The organism is Pseudolactococcus raffinolactis NBRC 100932, from assembly GCF_001591765.1.
Classification (GTDB): Bacteria; Bacillota; Bacilli; order Lactobacillales; family Streptococcaceae; genus Pseudolactococcus; species Pseudolactococcus raffinolactis.
In genome coordinates, this window is record NZ_BCVN01000002.1 from 35,270 (window position 1) to 51,247 (window position 15,978).

Annotated in this window: 18 protein-coding genes, 1 tRNA gene and 1 other RNA gene; 19 read left to right on the forward strand and 1 reads right to left on the reverse strand. The window is 40.3% G+C overall.

Going from position 1 to position 15,978, the window contains the following annotated elements:
• Window positions 1–3: 3 nt before the first annotated feature.
• The 12 genes from LRA01S_RS01205 (at window position 4) to LRA01S_RS01260 (ending at window position 10,213) form a co-directional block, all read left to right on the forward strand.
• Entirely contained in the window at window positions 4–519 is a 516-nt protein-coding gene (locus tag LRA01S_RS01205) for a GNAT family N-acetyltransferase (RefSeq protein WP_061773831.1), read from the forward strand.
• A 67-nt stretch (window positions 520–586) separates the two neighbouring features.
• Window positions 587–1,870 carry an LCP family protein gene (locus LRA01S_RS01210; RefSeq protein WP_061773832.1) on the forward strand — a complete coding sequence of 428 codons (1,284 nt, stop codon included), beginning with the start codon at window positions 587–589 and terminating at the stop codon, window positions 1,868–1,870.
• A gap of 48 nt (window positions 1,871–1,918) precedes the next feature.
• Window positions 1,919–1,992: transfer RNA gene (locus tag LRA01S_RS01215), tRNA-Arg, on the forward strand.
• 151 nt (window positions 1,993–2,143) lie between these two features.
• Window positions 2,144–2,830 carry a methionine synthase gene (locus tag LRA01S_RS01220; RefSeq protein ID WP_061773833.1) on the forward strand — a complete coding sequence of 229 codons (687 nt, stop codon included), beginning with the start codon at window positions 2,144–2,146 and terminating at the stop codon, window positions 2,828–2,830.
• Window positions 2,827–3,309 carry a hypothetical protein gene (locus LRA01S_RS01225; protein ID WP_061773834.1) on the forward strand — a complete coding sequence of 161 codons (483 nt, stop codon included), beginning with the start codon at window positions 2,827–2,829 and terminating at the stop codon, window positions 3,307–3,309. Before LRA01S_RS01220 ends, LRA01S_RS01225 begins: the two co-directional genes overlap by 4 nt.
• Window positions 3,310–3,483: 174 nt before the next feature.
• Complete coding sequence (locus tag LRA01S_RS01230; protein ID WP_061773835.1) at window positions 3,484–5,871, forward strand: homocysteine S-methyltransferase family protein; 2,388 nt, start codon at window positions 3,484–3,486, stop codon at window positions 5,869–5,871.
• Between the two features lie 181 nt (window positions 5,872–6,052).
• Complete coding sequence (locus LRA01S_RS01235) at window positions 6,053–6,994, forward strand: hypothetical protein (RefSeq protein ID WP_061773836.1); 942 nt, start codon at window positions 6,053–6,055, stop codon at window positions 6,992–6,994.
• Between the two features lie 199 nt (window positions 6,995–7,193).
• Window positions 7,194–7,952, forward strand: coding sequence for an MBL fold metallo-hydrolase (locus LRA01S_RS01240; RefSeq protein ID WP_061773837.1), 759 nt, complete (start codon window positions 7,194–7,196; stop codon window positions 7,950–7,952).
• On the forward strand, window positions 7,952–8,419 hold the full coding sequence (gene tadA / locus LRA01S_RS01245; protein WP_061773941.1) for a tRNA adenosine(34) deaminase TadA: 468 nt from the start codon (window positions 7,952–7,954) through the stop codon (window positions 8,417–8,419). Before LRA01S_RS01240 ends, tadA begins: the two co-directional genes overlap by 1 nt.
• Window positions 8,420–8,430: 11 nt before the next feature.
• An RNA gene (gene ffs / locus LRA01S_RS01250) (signal recognition particle sRNA small type) lies at window positions 8,431–8,529 on the forward strand.
• Between the two features lie 165 nt (window positions 8,530–8,694).
• The gene (locus LRA01S_RS01255) at window positions 8,695–9,540 is read left to right on the forward strand and encodes a DUF4003 family protein (RefSeq protein WP_255211710.1); all 846 of its coding nucleotides are present in this window, start codon (window positions 8,695–8,697) and stop codon (window positions 9,538–9,540) included.
• A 133-nt stretch (window positions 9,541–9,673) separates the two neighbouring features.
• The gene (locus LRA01S_RS01260) at window positions 9,674–10,213 is read left to right on the forward strand and encodes a methylated-DNA--[protein]-cysteine S-methyltransferase (RefSeq protein ID WP_061773942.1); all 540 of its coding nucleotides are present in this window, start codon (window positions 9,674–9,676) and stop codon (window positions 10,211–10,213) included.
• Window positions 10,214–10,289: 76 nt separating this feature from the next.
• Here LRA01S_RS01260 and LRA01S_RS01265 read toward each other — a convergent pair whose 3' ends face one another.
• Window positions 10,290–10,739, reverse strand: coding sequence for a DUF1694 domain-containing protein (locus tag LRA01S_RS01265; RefSeq protein ID WP_061773839.1), 450 nt, complete (start codon window positions 10,737–10,739; stop codon window positions 10,290–10,292).
• Between the two features lie 87 nt (window positions 10,740–10,826).
• Here LRA01S_RS01265 and LRA01S_RS01270 point away from each other — a divergent pair, with 87 nt between their 5' ends.
• The 7 genes from LRA01S_RS01270 (at window position 10,827) to LRA01S_RS01300 (ending at window position 15,945) form a co-directional block, all read left to right on the forward strand.
• Window positions 10,827–11,378 carry a GNAT family N-acetyltransferase gene (locus tag LRA01S_RS01270; protein WP_061773840.1) on the forward strand — a complete coding sequence of 184 codons (552 nt, stop codon included), beginning with the start codon at window positions 10,827–10,829 and terminating at the stop codon, window positions 11,376–11,378.
• Window positions 11,371–12,654 carry a DRTGG domain-containing protein gene (locus LRA01S_RS01275; protein ID WP_061773841.1) on the forward strand — a complete coding sequence of 428 codons (1,284 nt, stop codon included), beginning with the start codon at window positions 11,371–11,373 and terminating at the stop codon, window positions 12,652–12,654. The genes LRA01S_RS01270 and LRA01S_RS01275 overlap by 8 nt, the downstream gene beginning before the upstream one ends.
• Window positions 12,655–12,674: 20 nt before the next feature.
• The gene (locus LRA01S_RS01280) at window positions 12,675–13,610 is read left to right on the forward strand and encodes a DHH family phosphoesterase (RefSeq protein ID WP_061773842.1); all 936 of its coding nucleotides are present in this window, start codon (window positions 12,675–12,677) and stop codon (window positions 13,608–13,610) included.
• Between the two features lie 15 nt (window positions 13,611–13,625).
• Window positions 13,626–14,132, forward strand: coding sequence for an HD domain-containing protein (locus LRA01S_RS01285; protein ID WP_061773843.1), 507 nt, complete (start codon window positions 13,626–13,628; stop codon window positions 14,130–14,132).
• Window positions 14,132–14,590: a hotdog family protein gene (locus LRA01S_RS01290; protein ID WP_061773844.1), complete on the forward strand. Its 459-nt coding sequence runs from the start codon at window positions 14,132–14,134 to the stop codon at window positions 14,588–14,590. Before LRA01S_RS01285 ends, LRA01S_RS01290 begins: the two co-directional genes overlap by 1 nt.
• Window positions 14,591–14,660: 70 nt before the next feature.
• On the forward strand, window positions 14,661–15,368 hold the full coding sequence (locus LRA01S_RS01295; RefSeq protein WP_061773845.1) for a Bax inhibitor-1/YccA family protein: 708 nt from the start codon (window positions 14,661–14,663) through the stop codon (window positions 15,366–15,368).
• 82 nt (window positions 15,369–15,450) lie between these two features.
• Window positions 15,451–15,945, forward strand: a complete 495-nt coding sequence (locus LRA01S_RS01300) for a GNAT family N-acetyltransferase (RefSeq protein ID WP_061773846.1) — start codon at window positions 15,451–15,453, stop codon at window positions 15,943–15,945.
• Window positions 15,946–15,978 lie beyond the last annotated feature (33 nt).

A 15,978-nucleotide genomic window follows, 5' to 3' on the forward strand; every position in this document is an offset into this window, starting at 1 on the left:
CATATGACTGAAATTATTGTAAGAGAAGCAGAACCACAAGATGCTCAAAAATTAATCAATTTTTTAAATCAAGTGGGTAAAGAATCCCATTTTTTAACGCTTGATGAAGTAGGGATCTTGATGACAGAAGAACAAATGTCTGATTATCTAGCGCAAATTTCTGAAAAAGATAATAATGCTTACCTATTAGCTTTAGTAGACGATCAAATTGCGGGTGTCATTAGTTTGACAGCTGATTTTCATGAACGTATTCGACATATCGGTGATTTATTTATCACTGTCAGTCAAGCCTTTCAAGGCTATGGTATCGGTCACATTCTGATGACGGATATGTTAGACTTCATCCAGGAGATTGGTGTAATCAAACGCTTGGAACTCCAAGTTCAGAAACGCAATGAGAGAGCTATTCATCTTTACCAAAAACATGGTTTTGAGATTGAATCCACTCGAAAATTCGGCGCAAGAGATGAATCAGGAACCCTTATTGACGTATTAGAAATGGTAATATTTTTTGATTAAGATTACAAGTTTGTAACATTTTATACCAATTCAGGTTTGAATCCAGTTTTTCTGGTAAAATGGAGTAATGAAAAGAAGTCAAAGAATAAATTATGAAGCTAGACACGGCTCTAAAAATACTAAAAACAGGAAGCTAAAGAAAAATGGTAAGCCTAAGATGCGACTTTGGAAGAAGGTGCTACTCGGCTTTTTAGCGACAATTTTAGTGTTTGCAGGCCTCATTTTTGCTTATGCCACTGTTGTCTTGAACCGAACAGAAAGTGCTTTTAAAACCACTTTTTCTGATTTAGGCTTGAGTTCTAGTAAAAAATCGGACGATATCATCAAGGCGACTAATCCCTTGACCATCTTACTGATGGGTGTTGATACAGGTGACAGTGCGCGTTCAGATTTATGGTCAGGTCAGTCGGATACAATGATTGTGATGACAATCAATCCTCAGACCAATACGACGACCATGGTATCCTTGGAGCGTGATATGTTGACGAGTATCATCGATAAAGACGGTGATGTTGTTGAGACTGCCAAGTTAAATGCCGCCTACGCCAATGGTGGCGCTGTATCTGCAGTCTCAACGATTCAGCAACAAATTGGTTTAGATATTGACAAATATGCCTTGATTAACATGAACGGGTTGAAAGATCTCGTTGATGCTGTTGGTGGTATTGAAGTGGATAATAAGTTAGGGGAAACGATTTCGATTGAAGAAACAGAACCTGATTATACCGCGACAGTTGAACCTGGTAAGCAGCATATCAATGGTGACCAAGCCTTGGTTTACGCTCGGATGCGCCATCAAGATCCTGAAGGGGATATTGGCCGCCAAGCACGCCAACGTGAAGTTATCACACAAATTGTGAGTAAAATCTTAAGTTTGGATTCAATTACCAAATATGAGAAAATTTTGACGGCAATTTCAGGTAATATGAAAACAGACTTTGCTGTGAATGGTAATTCTTTGAAAAGCTTATTGGGTTATAAAGACGCATTCCAAAAAATGCGTTCAATTAAACTTCAAGGTCTTGGTGAGATGATTAATGGTATTTCCTATCAGGTCATGCCAGCTAATAATCTACTGAGCGTTCAAAATGCCTTGCGTCTCTCGCTTGGTAAGCCAATTGAGAAAAGTTTATCTCCAAATATCATTACTTTTGAAAATTATTATGGTGGCTATGCACCAGCAGCGACCTTGCCAACTGTGACGACAACGGTAAATGGTAAATCAACCGAAAAAACCTTGCTCACTGATGGTGAAGAAGCTTCTGCAGAAAAAGCGTCTCAAGAGAGCACTTCAGAAACAGCTGTGACATCTGAAACACAATATGATGTCTATGGTAACCCGATTTATTAAAAAGTTGACTAAACTGCTGAATTTTGGTAAAATTTAGTAGTTGTGTTTGGTCTCATAGCTCAGCTGGATAGAGCATTCGCCTTCTAAGCGAACGGTCGCAGGTTCGAATCCTGCTGGGATCACTAAATGATAAACCTTAAAACTTCTTGGTATCTGAGAAGTTTTTTTGTTAGCTTGGCTATAAGTATAGCTTATAGCCTGACGTAATGTTTAAGTATAAGTCGACTACTTAAAACTATGCTATCATAAATCTAAGAGAATAATGGAGAGACTATGCAATATCTACCCTTAGAAAAATCAGAAGTTCTGCGCTATCTTGGCTATAGACGCAAACAAGTACTGACGTCGGCTATCTCGACACTAGTAGATGAGATGATGCTAGAGGTTCAAGAAGTGTCAAATGCTCGTTACCTATATCAAGCTTATGATTTCACACTGGACGAGGCTAATCAAGCCATCCACCTCACCAATACCGATCTGGTACTCAAGTCCAAACAACTTTATAGCCATTTGAAATACGCTAAACAAATCGTTTTACTTGCTGCCACCCTAGGTATCGAAGTTGAACGACAAGTTAGATGCTATGAATTTTCAGAGATGACAAAAGCTTTTGTGCTAGATTCGGCTTGTGTGGATTACATTGAAAAAATCTGTGATTTAGCAGAAGTAGATATTGATGCACAATTTCCGGATTGTGTGCTGAATCGTAGATTTTCTCCAGGGTATGGCGATTTGTCCCTAGAGATTCAACCTCAATTTTTAAAAACCTTAGGCGCTGATCGGCTACTTGGTCTGACCTTGACGGAAAATTATCTGATGATTCCCAGAAAATCTATTACAGCGATTCTCGGGTTATTTGAGGATGATAAAGTGGCTCGACCTAGACGCAAGCCGTCTAAAAATCTGACGATTAATATGGTGAAAACGGGTAACTTTAATGTGATGGGTGTTACACCATGATTACGACAAGACTAACGAGACTAGCGATTTTAACCGCGCTCGCCTGTGTACTTCGGATTGCTTTTGGCGCATTTCCAAACGTCAAGCCGATTACGGCCCTGTTTTTTGTATTAATTTTAGCCTATGGTTTAGCAGACGCCATTATCGTGAGTACTTTGACTATGATCGTGACGGGCTTCTTGATGGGTTTTTCGGTGATCATCTTGGGACAAATCATCAGCTATGTCTTGATATTAAGCCTTGGGGCTATGATCTTTAGATGGTTAAAATCGATTATTTTGAGAACACTCTTGATTTTTATTTTGACCATGCTGTATGGTTTTCTTATCTCGATTTTTTCTGCTCAGCTATTCGGTAGCCCCTTCTGGCCTTTTTGGATCAGTGGCTTGACGTTTGACCTTGCACATGCCGTGTCAACGGCACTCTTTTTCCCAATCCTAATGACCATTTTCAAAAATATCTTAAAAACAAGATGTTGAAAGCGATGCGATGCAGTCGGAAACTTCTGTAGGAAATCATTTATTTTCCTATGTCATTGTAGTTGCCGCTTTAGCAGTATACGAAAAAAAAGCTAAAGGCAACGTGCCTTAGTGATTTATCACTTAGGCGTTGACAAGAAGTTAGCTTGAAGTTCAAATAAAGGAAGATATGAGATGACGATATTAACGGCTTTAAAGACGCAAATTTTGCTTTTTGATGGAGCGATGGGGACGCAGCTTCAAGAGAGAGGTTTGCCAATCGGAGGAATTCCTGAGCACTTTAATCTGACCCATCCAGAGATCGTAGAAGCAATTCATCGAGATTATGTATCGGCTGGCGCAGATGTCATCACAACTAATACGTTTCAGGCTAATACGACGAAAATGACTGCTGATGAGGTGGCGGAGACGATTCGGGTAGCCATCAAGTTGGCTAAAAATGCTGAACCTAAATACGTCGCCTATGATATGGGACCAACGGGACAGTTGTTACAGCCAATGGGAACCTTATCATTTGATGTGGCTTATGAGATGTTTGCCCAACAGGCGGTCATTGCGGAGGCATCTGGTGCTGATCTGGTTATCATTGAGACGGTAGCGGATTTATTAGAAGCTAAGATTGCAATTTTAGCTGTCAAAGAAAATACCAAGCTACCTGTCTTTGTCACCCTGACTTATCAGGAAGATGGGCGAACTTTTGTTGGTGTTGACCCGCAAACTGCGACCTTGACTTTGCAAAATTTAGGTGTTGATGCGCTAGGTGTTAACTGCTCACTTGGCCCAAAAGAGTTAGCGCCGATTGTTGAGACGATTTTAGAATATGCCCAAATCCCTGTCATGGTCCAGGCCAATGCTGGTCTACCGCAGATGGAAAATGGTGAGACGGTCTATAAAATTACGCCTGAAGCTTATGTGTCTTATACACAAGAACTGTTGGCTAAGGGTGTGGCAGTCGTTGGTGGTTGCTGTGGCACAACACCAGAATTTATCCGCCAATTGCGTGCTTGCATTGATAAAACTGAAAAAGTTTATGCAGAGCCAAAATCTGGCACTTTTATTACCTCAGGCCTGAAGACGCTTGAAATTGGTCAGGGCCTGAGTTTGATTGGTGAGCGAATTAATCCGACGGGCAAACCTCGTTTGAAAGAAGCGTTACGTCAAAATAATATTAATTATATTATTCAGGAGGCCGTTGCTCAGCGAGATGCTGGTGCAGATATTTTGGATGTTAATGTCGGTTTACCTGAGATTGATGAAGCCCAGATGATGGTCAAAACGATTACAGAACTGCAGGCTTTACTTGACTTACCTTTGCAGATTGATTCATCAGAAGTGGCTGCTTTAGAAGCAGGCGCACGTCATTATAATGGGATTCCCTTGATTAATTCGGTCAATGGCAAACCTGCTAGCATGGCTAAAATTTTGCCAATTGTGGCTAAATATGGCGGTGTCATTCTAGGCTTATGTCTGGATGAAGCAGGGATTCCTGAAACGGCTGAGAAGCGCTATCAAATCGCCGAAAAAATCGTACATGAAGCTGGTAAATATGGAATTACACCGGATCGTGTGATGATTGATCCGCTGGTCTTGACAGCTTCTGCGCAACAAGATCAGGTACCCGTTACATTAGATACCATCCGCCTAGTCAAAGAACGTTTAGGCTGCAAAACAGTTGTCGGTTTATCCAATATTTCTTTTGGCCTCCCCAATCGTGCGCTATTAAATAGTACATTTTTGGCACAAGCCTTTGGTGCAGGACTTGACGCACCGATTATGAATCCTTTATCAGATGAGATGATGCGCGTTGTTCGCTCCCTCAAGGTCTTTACCGGCCAAGATACTAACTCAGAAGACTACATTGCTAAAACTCAAAACGAGACGTTCACAGTGACATCGTCCAATGGTAGTGGTGAGCAAGCAAAGTCTGAGGACACCCTAGATTTGAAAGGGATGATTATCAAAGGACGCAAAGAGTTGACAGCTGATGAAACTAGAAAATTACTTGAGGCGTTGACACCCCTTGAGATTGTCAATACTTATTTCATTCCTGCCTTAGATGTAGTAGGCGCTCAGTTTGAAAAAGGTGAGCTATTTTTACCACAGTTGATGCAGTCTGCTGAAGCCACCCAACAAGCGCAAGAAGTTTTGAAGGAAGCACTTGCTAAGTCAGGTCAAAAATCAGAATCTCTAGGTCAATTGCTATTGGCAACAGTCGAAGGTGACATTCATGACATTGGTAAAAATATCGTTAAGATGATTCTAGAAAATTACGGCTACGATGTTATTGACCTCGGAAAAGATGTACCGATTGAGACGGTAGTGGAGACGGTTGTCACACAGAAGATTCAACTGGTCGGACTATCAGCTTTGATGACAACAACGGTTCAAAATATGAAAAAAACGATTGCGGCAATTAAAGCTGTTGCACCGGACACTGTTTTTATGGTTGGTGGTGCAGTACTTAATGAAGAATACCGTGAATTTGTTGGTGCTGATTATTATGCTAAAGACGCCATGGCAAGTGTTGACATTGTACAAAGTTTTTTTAAACATGAAAGATAAGCACTTCTGCTAAATAATTAAGCAGAGGTGTTTTTATATTCTTAGAAAGTATAATAAATTCAGAAAAACTCTAATTATTTGAAAATAAAATGATAATTAGTAATGAAAAATAAAGAATTCATGTTATAATAGATATGTTACATTGAGTATAGGGGAATGAAAAAATTGGAGGAAGAAAAAAATGAAGTTTAAGAAACTAGGAACAGTCGTGGCTTTAGTAGTCAGTGCAGTTGTATTGACAGCATGTGGGACGAATGACAAGGAAAAATTTATTAAAGATAGCGCGATATTAGCGAAATCTTCTACGCAAAAATTTAATTTTAAAACAGATGATTTAAAAGTCATTGCTAGTGGTGATGCGGAAGCTTATGCACCTATCATTAATGGTTATTTATCAAGTATCAAGTTATCTGGCAAATCGCTGACTGATGGCAAAAATGCTCAGGTTAACATGGATATATCTCTTGCGGGGCAAGAGATACCTCTAGAAATTGTGACCAAGGATACCAATGCCTATCTCAAACTTGAAACCTTAAAACCAATACTTGATATTTATCTTCAGTCTTCTGGTGATGATCTGTCTAGTAAAGGATTAGATATGACAAAGATTAAAGGGAAGTATCTTGATCTCAATGCTATTTCTGAAGAAAACGGACAAGAGACAGAGGCAGTCTCTTCCTTAGATGCTGAAGCTTCTAAAAAGGCACTGGATAAGGCTTATAATTCTTTGGATAAAACAGATTTTAGTAAAGAAGGATCAGCTATTACCATGACTTTATCTGGTGATCAACTTGCTAAATTTGTCAAAGCTTATCTGTCTGAGTTGCCTAAAAAATCAAGAGAATCATTTGATGATCTGTTAAAAGATAAAGATTTTGAAAAAACATTGCCAGAAGTGATTAAAGCCTTGACCATCACGGTAGATAGCAAAAATAAAACATCAAATGTTGTCCTTAAGTTTACTGGAAAAGAAGTACAAGGTTATGGCCTTGGTGGGAAATTGTCTTATAATGTCACTTATTCTAATGAAAAAGTTTCAGTGACGATACCATCTAAAGGCAATCTAATCAAAAGTACTAGTGAGTTATCAGAGCTTATTTCCAACAGTTCTCAATTTAACTGATAAAATTTACTATTAAACCTAAACAATCCAAAAAAACCACCGTCTATATCCAGTAGGCGGTGGTTTTCAGGAGTTACTTATGAAAAAATTTTTTAGGAATGTTTCTAGTATAGAGCATCCTCCTTAAAGTAAACTTAAATCTTTTGTGTTAAAATAAAAATAGATAAATGCTCTACATAAGACACATGGAAGGAGTTATATGAAATTAACAGCTTTGGGAGTTTGGGGAGGATATCCCTACAAAGATGCGGGTACCACCGCTTATTTATTGACCAGTAATTCAGGTTTTAATCTCATGATTGATGCCGGCAGTCGCGCTGTGACGGAGTTAGAACACGAGGTGTCACCTCTCTGCATCGACGCAGTCATTGTGAGTCACTACCATCAAGATCATATCGCCGATCTCGGTGTCTTGCGCCAATATCGCCAGCTTTGGCCGAAAACAGATCCAGATTGGGACAGTGCTATCCTCAAAATCTATGGTCATAACGAAGATACTCATGAATTTCAAAACCTCACACTTGACGGTGTTTCTGAAGGGATTGCTTATGATGTCAATGGCGTGCAGAAGATCGGACCTTTCGATATCACCTTTACAAAAACAGTACACCCGATCATTTGTTACGCCATGCGAATCACTGAACGTAAAACAGGTCAGACCCTAGTTTTTACTGGCGATACCGGCTGGTTCAATGGTCTAGTTGACTTTTCAAAAGATGCGGATATGTTATTAGCGGATGTGTACTTTTTCTCAGACAAGTCAAACATGCCTAATCATCTTTCAAGCCTAGAGGCTGGGCGTATCGCGCGAGAAGCAAAGGTCAAGCAATTAGTCCTCACGCATTTACCGCAGTTTGGTGATTTGGAGCAATTGCGTCAAGAAGCAGCTGATGAAGCACAAGGTGTGCCAACTGACCTTGCTACGCCACATAAGACATGGGATTTTAATACATTTTGATAACCTTTACAGAAGAAGAAAAAGCATACTTTATGGGTCAAGCCTTGCTTGAAGCACAAAAAGCGGCAGATCATGAAGAAGTACCGATTGGTGCTGTCATCGTCAAGGATGGTGAAATTATTGCGCGTTCCTATAATGCGCGTGAGCTACATCAGAAAGCTACACATCATGCTGAAATCTGTGCCATCGACTTGGCCAATGACGTTGTGGGCAATTGGCGCTTGATTGATTGCGCACTATTTGTGACGATAGAACCCTGCGTCATGTGTTCGGGGGCGATTTCACTTGCGCGATTGCCACAGGTCTATTTTGGTGCAACTAACCCTAAATTTGGAGGGGCTGTGTCCCTTTACCAAATCTTAGAGGATCCGCGGCTCAATCACCGCCTCCATGTCGAATCAGGCATTTTGGAAGCAGAATGTGCACAAATGATGCAAAAATTTTTCAAAAATCGCCGCAAAAAATAAATTTTATGATATACTTATAAGTGAGGCAATAGTAATTCTATGAAGTGGGTCAGATGCGGAAGCAAGCAGCCCTAAGTAGGGTTCCTATGTGCCTTTTTTGATGGGCTTAAATTTGAATACTCTGGCTGTTTCGCTATCTGTGAAGTTTATGTTACCTTTCTAAAAGGTATACAATTATCTAAAAATATAGTAAAATAAAATTATTAATGAAGATGATGCGATTTGTACTAGAGAAATTCAAGGGTAGGAGAAAATGTTATGGATAAATTAGCACTATTTGTAGAAAATGCACAAGTTATCAAAAAAAATTTGTCTTTCAAAATGCACTAACCAAAAGATTGGTAGCGCTTACGTATGCGCAAGAAGGCAAGCAAATTGATTGCGATGCGATTAAAGTTTGTCAGGATATGATGAAGCAAAACACGGGGATTTTTTCTACTTTTCGAGGCGATATGGGTTTGTATATTGCGACCTTGCTGTCTTTGACTGAAGATCCTCAGGCAGTTTTTAGAGAAACGTTGATAGTTTATGATTTTCTCAAGGCTGAAAGATTTCGGGCATCTGATTTTCTTATCGTTGCAGCATTTCAAGTCGCTTCGCAGTCCCAGAAATCGGATTATGCGCGTGTGATACAACGGACACGAGCTTTCTATGATGACATGAAAGCCAAACATTTTTTCTATACAGGTGCAGACGATTATATCTTTGCGACGATGTTGGGCTTGGGCAATCTGGATGTTACAGCAAGTACGGCGCGCATTGAAAAAATTTATGATTTTTTGAAAAATGAATTCTGGACGAAAAATAGTGTACAGACTTTGGCGCAAGTACTAGTACTTGGTGAATCAGATGATGCGGGTGTTGATCGTGTATTAGTTTTGCGTGACGCCTTCCGTTCAGAAAAAATTAAGTTGGACAAGGCTTATACCTTGCCAATTTTAGGTATTCTTGCCTTGTTACCTGTTGATAGCAATAGCCTTATTCCTGAGATTGATAGGGCACAGGCATTTTTGAGAAATCAAAAAGATTTCGGTTCATTTTCTGTTTCGCAACAAGAATTGTTGATGCTTGCAGCATCAATGGTTGTGAATGATTTTGCAGATAAGTTCAAGGATGAATGACGAGGGCAGCACTTTCGACAAGTATTACGTCTATTATGATTGCTCAACAAACTGCTATGATTGCAATGCTTGCTGCGGCAACTACAGTATCATCTGCTTCAACATAAACATTATAAGAAAGTGTGTGATTTTTATTTATGAGATAACAAAGTATGCCTCACCAATTGGCATGATTACGCTAGCGAGTGATGGTCAAAATGTCATCGGTCTGTGGTTGGAAGGTCAAAAATATCACGGAGAAACGCTATTTGAAGAATGGGTAGAAAATGATCGTCTACCTGTATTTGAGCTTGCTAAACAATGGTTAGATCAGTATTTCGCAGGTGAAGCACCAGCCATAGCAGACCTGCCTTTAGCCCCAATTGGCAGCGAATTTAGGCAAGCCGTCTGGAAAATTTTAGAAGAAATCCCCTACGGTCAAGTCGTGACCTATGGCCAGATTGCTGAAAAAATGGCATTAGACATGGGCAGATCAACCATGTCTAGTCAAGCTGTGGGTGGCGCTGTCGGTCATAATCCGATTTCGATCATTATCCCTTGCCACCGTGTCGTCGGAAGTGATGGCAGTCTGACTGGCTATGCTGGTGGGTTGCCCAATAAAATCAAGCTATTGACCCTGGAAGGTGTTGATATGACCGATTTATACGTCCCGAAACAGGGCACAGCGCTTTAATAATCTAAAAAATAAAACTACAGAAAAGCATCTGGCTCTTCTGTAGTTTATTAAAACTATAAGCTTTTGCGGCAGTTTAACCAAACAGTTTAGAGAAAAAGCCTTTTTTCTGAGGAGGAGGAGCGGGTGTTTCGTCTAAAATGAGATCAGGAAAAACATCGGTTAATTCAATCTTATCCTGATTGATGGCATGATCTGTATGAATGACCAGTCCATACTGATCAGAAGCAGCTTCAGTTAAAATCTGGCCCTCAAAATGATGGTCAGTGGCTAATTTCAGATAATAACCAGTCAAGTCATCTGGTAAATCACCACAAATTTTGACAAAAATTGGCTGTTCTGCCATGTCAAAATGGCTCAAAATACGTTCAAAAGCTGTTTTTACTTGAGGTGTCTTAGCATCATCAAAAGTGATGGCAAGAAAAATACGCTCACGAAAAGTGTTCAGGTACAATTTTTGTTCATCGGGATTTAGTCGATATTCACCGCTTGAGGCGCGATCAAGCCTATTTTCTAAATTCGTCATACTGTCATTTTACCATAAATAAACCGTTTTCATTGTAAAATACTTTTTTTCTATGCGACTTTCAAGTCAATATGTTATAATACAGTCATGAATATCTACGAGAAATTGGCAACTTTCAGTGTTATTGAAACGCCACGGCTGATCTTGCGCCCTTTGTCTATGACGGACGCAGAAGATATGTTTGACTATGCTAGTAAACCAGAAAACTTGGTTTACGTTTTTCCTGCGCATCATAATCTAGCAGAAACACGTGCGACAATTGCGGCTTTATTCATGAAAGAACCCTTGGGCAAATGGGCCATGGAATTGAAGGCAACGTCTGCTATGATTGGCACGATTACATTTGTGAAACTAGATGAGAGAGCGAGAACAGCAGAAATTGGGTATACGCTTAACCAGACCTATTGGGGACAGGGGTTTATGACAGAAGCAGTTCGAACTTTAGCTGAGATTAGCTTGACTGAGTTTGGTTTGTGTCATCTGGATATCGTCGTCGATTCAGAAAATATAGGATCCTGCAAGGTCGCAGAAAAGTCAGGCTTTAGCCTGCAAGAAAACTATAAAGCACTCAATCCTTACACCAAAATTTTGAGAAATTTCAAGCGCTTTAGAAAGGTTAATCAGGTAGAACATGAGTAAACACCAAGAATTACTAGACTACATCGATGATTTGGAAATTGGCAAGAAGGTCAGTGTTCGTGGGCTTGCGACCCGCCTCAAAGTCTCTGATGGCACAGCCTATCGCGCGATTAAGGAAGCACAGGCGCGTGGACTCGTTTCTATTAATGACCGTTCAGGTACAACGCGGATTGCCACTCAGGAACAGCGCGTGATTGAAACCCTGACCTTTGGCGAGATTGCTAAAATCGCCAGTGCCGAAGTCATGGCAGGAGAAGCCGGTTTAACCCAGGCCTTCAGCAAGTTTGCTATCGCTGCCATGACTAAAGAAAATATTCGAAAATACTTGACACATGGTGGTTTAGTGATCGTAGGGGACCGGACATCCATCCAATTACTAGCCCTACAAGAAGGCAATGCTGTCTTAATTACAGGTGGTGTTGATATTGAACCACAAGTGTTAGACTATGCCAATGAGCAAGCGATACCGGTATTACGGACGGATTTTGATACCTTTACCGTTGCTAGTCGGATTAACCGCGCGCTTTCTAATGAACTGATCAAAAAAGAAATCACGACGGTAGCAGATGTCTATCAAAGTCAAGCGCCGACCCTTTATGAAATTTCGACGGTTAAAGACTATTTAGATTTGGTCAAGAAAACCAATGGTTCCAGATTTGCAGTTATCAACCAACATAAGTTAGTTGTTGGCGTGGTCAGTATGCGAGATGTCACAGGTAAGAAAAATAGTACAACTATTGATAAAGTCATGACCCGCAATCCCAAACTGGCTAAGTTTGACATGACAGTTGCTTCAACCAGTCAGAAGATGATTTTTGATGGCTATGACATGATGCCTGTGGTCAATAGCGACAGTACTTATGCAGGGATTATCAGTAAGTCAGACATGCTTCGGAGTATGCAGGAGTCTTCTGAACAAAGCCAATTTTCACATACGATGACGGATGATGTGGCACGTGCTGTAAAAGAAGTGCAATCCTATTACACCTTTACAGTAGAGCCATTCATGATGAATAATGTTGGTAACATTGCCAATGGGATGATGGCTGAGATTATCAGTAATATCACCGATCGCGTCATGACCAAAACGAAAAATAAAAATATTATTATCGAATCGATGAGCATTTATTTTATGGGTGCCGTTGCCATTGATGACGAACTGGAAGTTTATCCGAAAATTATCAGTGAGTCAAGACTTGGCGCGACCATTGATTTTGAGGTCTATCTGGATTACCAGATCATCAGCAAGATTTTAGTCACCCTACAAATTAACTAGAAAAAGGATTATAACCCTCTATGAACGACATTTTAGATAAAATCAAAGCCTACGACGAGATCGTGATTCATCGCCATAAAAATCCAGATCCGGATGCCTTGGGGAGCCAATTGGGTTTGCGGGACATCTTACGGACGAATTTTCCAGATAAAAAAATCTCAGCAGTTGGGTTTGATGAGCCGACGCTTGCCTTTATTGGCCAGATGGATCAGCTGACTGATGAGACTTTCAAAGGGAAACTTGTCATTGTGACAGATACGGCGAATACACCTCGTATTGATGATGCGCGGTATCAGACGGGTGATTTTCTGATCAAGATCGATCACCATCCTAATGATGATGCCTATGGAAATTTATTAGCCGTTGATACGACAGCAAGTTCAGCGTCAGAAATCATTGCGAATTTTGCCTTTGAAAATGACTTGCAGGTTTCTGATGATGCAGCAAGAGTCTTGTACGCAGGGATTGTTGGCGATACGGGACGTTTTCTTTATCCAGCGACAACACCCAAAACGCTTTACACTGCTGCAAAATTAGCAGAGCATAGCTTTGATAGAGCAGGCCTCATGCGTGAAATGGATTCTTTTGATATGAAAATCGCTAGACTCCAAGGCTACGTCTATGAAAATCTTGAAATTTCACCTGAAGGTGTGGCGCGAATTTTTATCACACAAGAGCTGATGAAAAATCATGGTATCTCAGATTCTGAAACATCAGCCATTGTCTCTGCACCAGGAAAAATTAAAGAAATCCAAACCTGGGCGATTTTTGTTGAGCAGCCTGATGGTCATTTTCGAGTTAGAATGCGCTCAAAAGTCGCCCCGATTAATGACATTGCCAAAGAGCATGCAGGTGGTGGTCATCCGCTGGCCAGTGGTGCTAACAGCTATTCAGCACAAGAAAATGATGACATCTTCCAAGAATTAAGAAATAATTTAGTTGCTTTTAAGAAATAGTGGTATAATTGTTTTATGACTAAAAAAGATTTTCCCTGGCTGTACGATGCTGAGTACATGTCCTATGTCGGTGGGCTCTTAGAGACACCAGAAGTTCAAAAATTAAATGAGTTTACACATCACTACATTTCAACGCGCTTGCTCCATTCTTTGAATGTCAGCTACACCGCTTACAAAATTTCCAAAAAATTTGGTTGGAACAAAAAAGCAACGGCTCGTGCAGGACTTTTACATGACCTCTTTTACTATGACTGGCGGGAAACGAAATTTGCCGAAGGCAGTCATGCCTATGTTCATCCAAGAATCGCCTACCAAAACGCCCAAAAATTGACGACGATTTCAAAATTAGAAAAAGACATCATCATCAAACATATGTGGGGCGCAACCATTGCACCACCACGTTATAAAGAAAGTTTTGTCGTGACTTTCGTTGATGATTATGTGGCCATTAAGGAATGGACACAGTTGATGAAGATGAAATGGAAACATCATAAACTGTTCAAGAAAGAAAAATTAAGTTAATGAAATTGCAAAATCAAGACATCAAAATAGGTAAAACGATTGATGAACTAGTGGAAGGCGAGACCTTTAGTCTGTCCGAAACGATTAAAAATCGAGAAATTTTACTTTATCTCGGTCTTACGAACGATGACAATCCGCTTTATTCGCAGTATGATTATATTAAGGAACTTGGTTTGACCAAGCCAGTGGTACCAACTGCTCTGATTTTCGGCATCATCACCTCAACGATTAACAAACATCTACCAGGTCCTGGTAGTCATGTGGTGAATGTCAATCTTAACCTCATTGAAAAGATTTTTCGCAATGACTTGTTAAGTTTCAATTTTGAAATTATCAAAATTGATACTAACAAAGATTTGGTAACGATTAACATTGAAATCATGAGAAATGAGGAACGAGTAGCAGATGCCATCGTCTTGGTGCAACCACCTTTAGAAGAGCTCACTGAATCAGAGTAATCAAGGCTTAGTGTTAGCACAAAAAAAGTTCCCAAATAAACAGAGAAGAGTTTTCAAAAAGGAGGATATTATGGATAATCAAATTTTCGAAATAAATCAAAATACAGGTAAATTTTCACTCGCTGATTTCTTCGCGCGTATCTATGCTTTAGTTGGCATGGGGATTGCCGTCAGTGCTGTGGTAGCCTTCATCACATTGACAATGTTTGCTGATAATATCTCAGCAATCTTAACGGGTCATACATGGCTGTTATTCGTTTTATGGATTTTGGAAATGGTATTGGTCGTTGCCGTAACACCAATGGCTGCTAAAAATTCACCAATGGCCTTACCAGCCTTTATCGGATTTTCAGCCCTCAATGGCTTTACCTTGACCTTTACCCTAGCCTATTTTAATCTCAGTAGCATTGCCATTGCTTTTGCCATTACGGCTGGTATGTTCTTCGCCCTTTCAGTCTTTGGTAAAACGACCAAACGTGACTTATCAGGCATGGGTAAAGCCATGTTTGCAGCCTTGATTGGGATTATCATCGCAAGCCTCGTTAACCTATTTGTCGGTTCTTCAGGCATGGACTTCATGATTTCAATTCTTTCAGTTATCGTCTTCTCAGGTTTGATCGCTTGGGATAACCAAAGAATCGAAGCACTTTATAACCAAGCCAACGGCAATGTAACCGACGGCTGGGCAGTGAGCATGGCCTTGAGCCTCTATCTTGACTTCATCAACCTTTTCATCTCAATCTTGAGAATCTTCGGAGTTGGTGGCAGCAGAGATTAAGCATAAATAATCATCCGAGAAAGATGATTTTTTTATTTTAAGGTCATTTTAATGTGAAAAATGGGGGAGGAAAATAAGCAGGATGTTAAGCTACCAAAAAGTAGAGACGACAGAAACACTAGCACACTTATCAGATTTGATCCAAATCATTTGGCCGGAAGTCTTTACACCAGTGATCGGGGAAGCGCAAGTCGCCTATATGCTAGCGACATACCAGTCAGTCGAGCAAATCAAAAGGGAAATCAGTCAAGGCGTCCAGTATGACTTGATCTTATTAGATGACCAGCCTGTCGGCTATCTCGCTTATGAGCTTCAAGACAGTCAGCTTTTTATCAGTAAAGTATACCTCTTATCAAGCTGTCGGGGTCAGGGACTATCGCGTCAAGTCTTTAAGCGTCTTGAGAACACCGCCAAACAATTTGGCAAGCATCAGTTGTACTTGCATGTAAATCGTTACAATGTGCGTGCTGTTGCCGTCTATCAGCACTATGACTTTGAGATTGTCAAGACAGTTGATACGCCCTTAGGTGACTTTATGCTGAATGATTACTGGATGACTAAAAGATTGCCTGATTAAAACAAGAAAAAACTGCCGAAAAATCGACAGTTT

Coding starts and splice junctions, on each gene's coding strand:
- LRA01S_RS01205 (WP_061773831.1), top strand. CDS start 4: ATGACTGAAATTATTGTAAGAGAAGCAGAACCACAAGATGCTCAAAAA.
- LRA01S_RS01210 (WP_061773832.1), top strand. CDS start 587: ATGAAAAGAAGTCAAAGAATAAATTATGAAGCTAGACACGGCTCTAAA.
- LRA01S_RS01220 (WP_061773833.1), top strand. CDS start 2,144: ATGCAATATCTACCCTTAGAAAAATCAGAAGTTCTGCGCTATCTTGGC.
- LRA01S_RS01225 (WP_061773834.1), top strand. CDS start 2,827: ATGATTACGACAAGACTAACGAGACTAGCGATTTTAACCGCGCTCGCC.
- LRA01S_RS01230 (WP_061773835.1), top strand. CDS start 3,484: ATGACGATATTAACGGCTTTAAAGACGCAAATTTTGCTTTTTGATGGA.
- LRA01S_RS01235 (WP_061773836.1), top strand. CDS start 6,053: ATGAAGTTTAAGAAACTAGGAACAGTCGTGGCTTTAGTAGTCAGTGCA.
- LRA01S_RS01240 (WP_061773837.1), top strand. CDS start 7,194: ATGAAATTAACAGCTTTGGGAGTTTGGGGAGGATATCCCTACAAAGAT.
- LRA01S_RS01265 (WP_061773839.1), bottom strand. CDS start 10,739: ATGACGAATTTAGAAAATAGGCTTGATCGCGCCTCAAGCGGTGAATAT.
- LRA01S_RS01270 (WP_061773840.1), top strand. CDS start 10,827: ATGAATATCTACGAGAAATTGGCAACTTTCAGTGTTATTGAAACGCCA.
- LRA01S_RS01275 (WP_061773841.1), top strand. CDS start 11,371: ATGAGTAAACACCAAGAATTACTAGACTACATCGATGATTTGGAAATT.
- LRA01S_RS01280 (WP_061773842.1), top strand. CDS start 12,675: ATGAACGACATTTTAGATAAAATCAAAGCCTACGACGAGATCGTGATT.
- LRA01S_RS01285 (WP_061773843.1), top strand. CDS start 13,626: ATGACTAAAAAAGATTTTCCCTGGCTGTACGATGCTGAGTACATGTCC.
- LRA01S_RS01290 (WP_061773844.1), top strand. CDS start 14,132: ATGAAATTGCAAAATCAAGACATCAAAATAGGTAAAACGATTGATGAA.
- LRA01S_RS01295 (WP_061773845.1), top strand. CDS start 14,661: ATGGATAATCAAATTTTCGAAATAAATCAAAATACAGGTAAATTTTCA.
- LRA01S_RS01300 (WP_061773846.1), top strand. CDS start 15,451: ATGTTAAGCTACCAAAAAGTAGAGACGACAGAAACACTAGCACACTTA.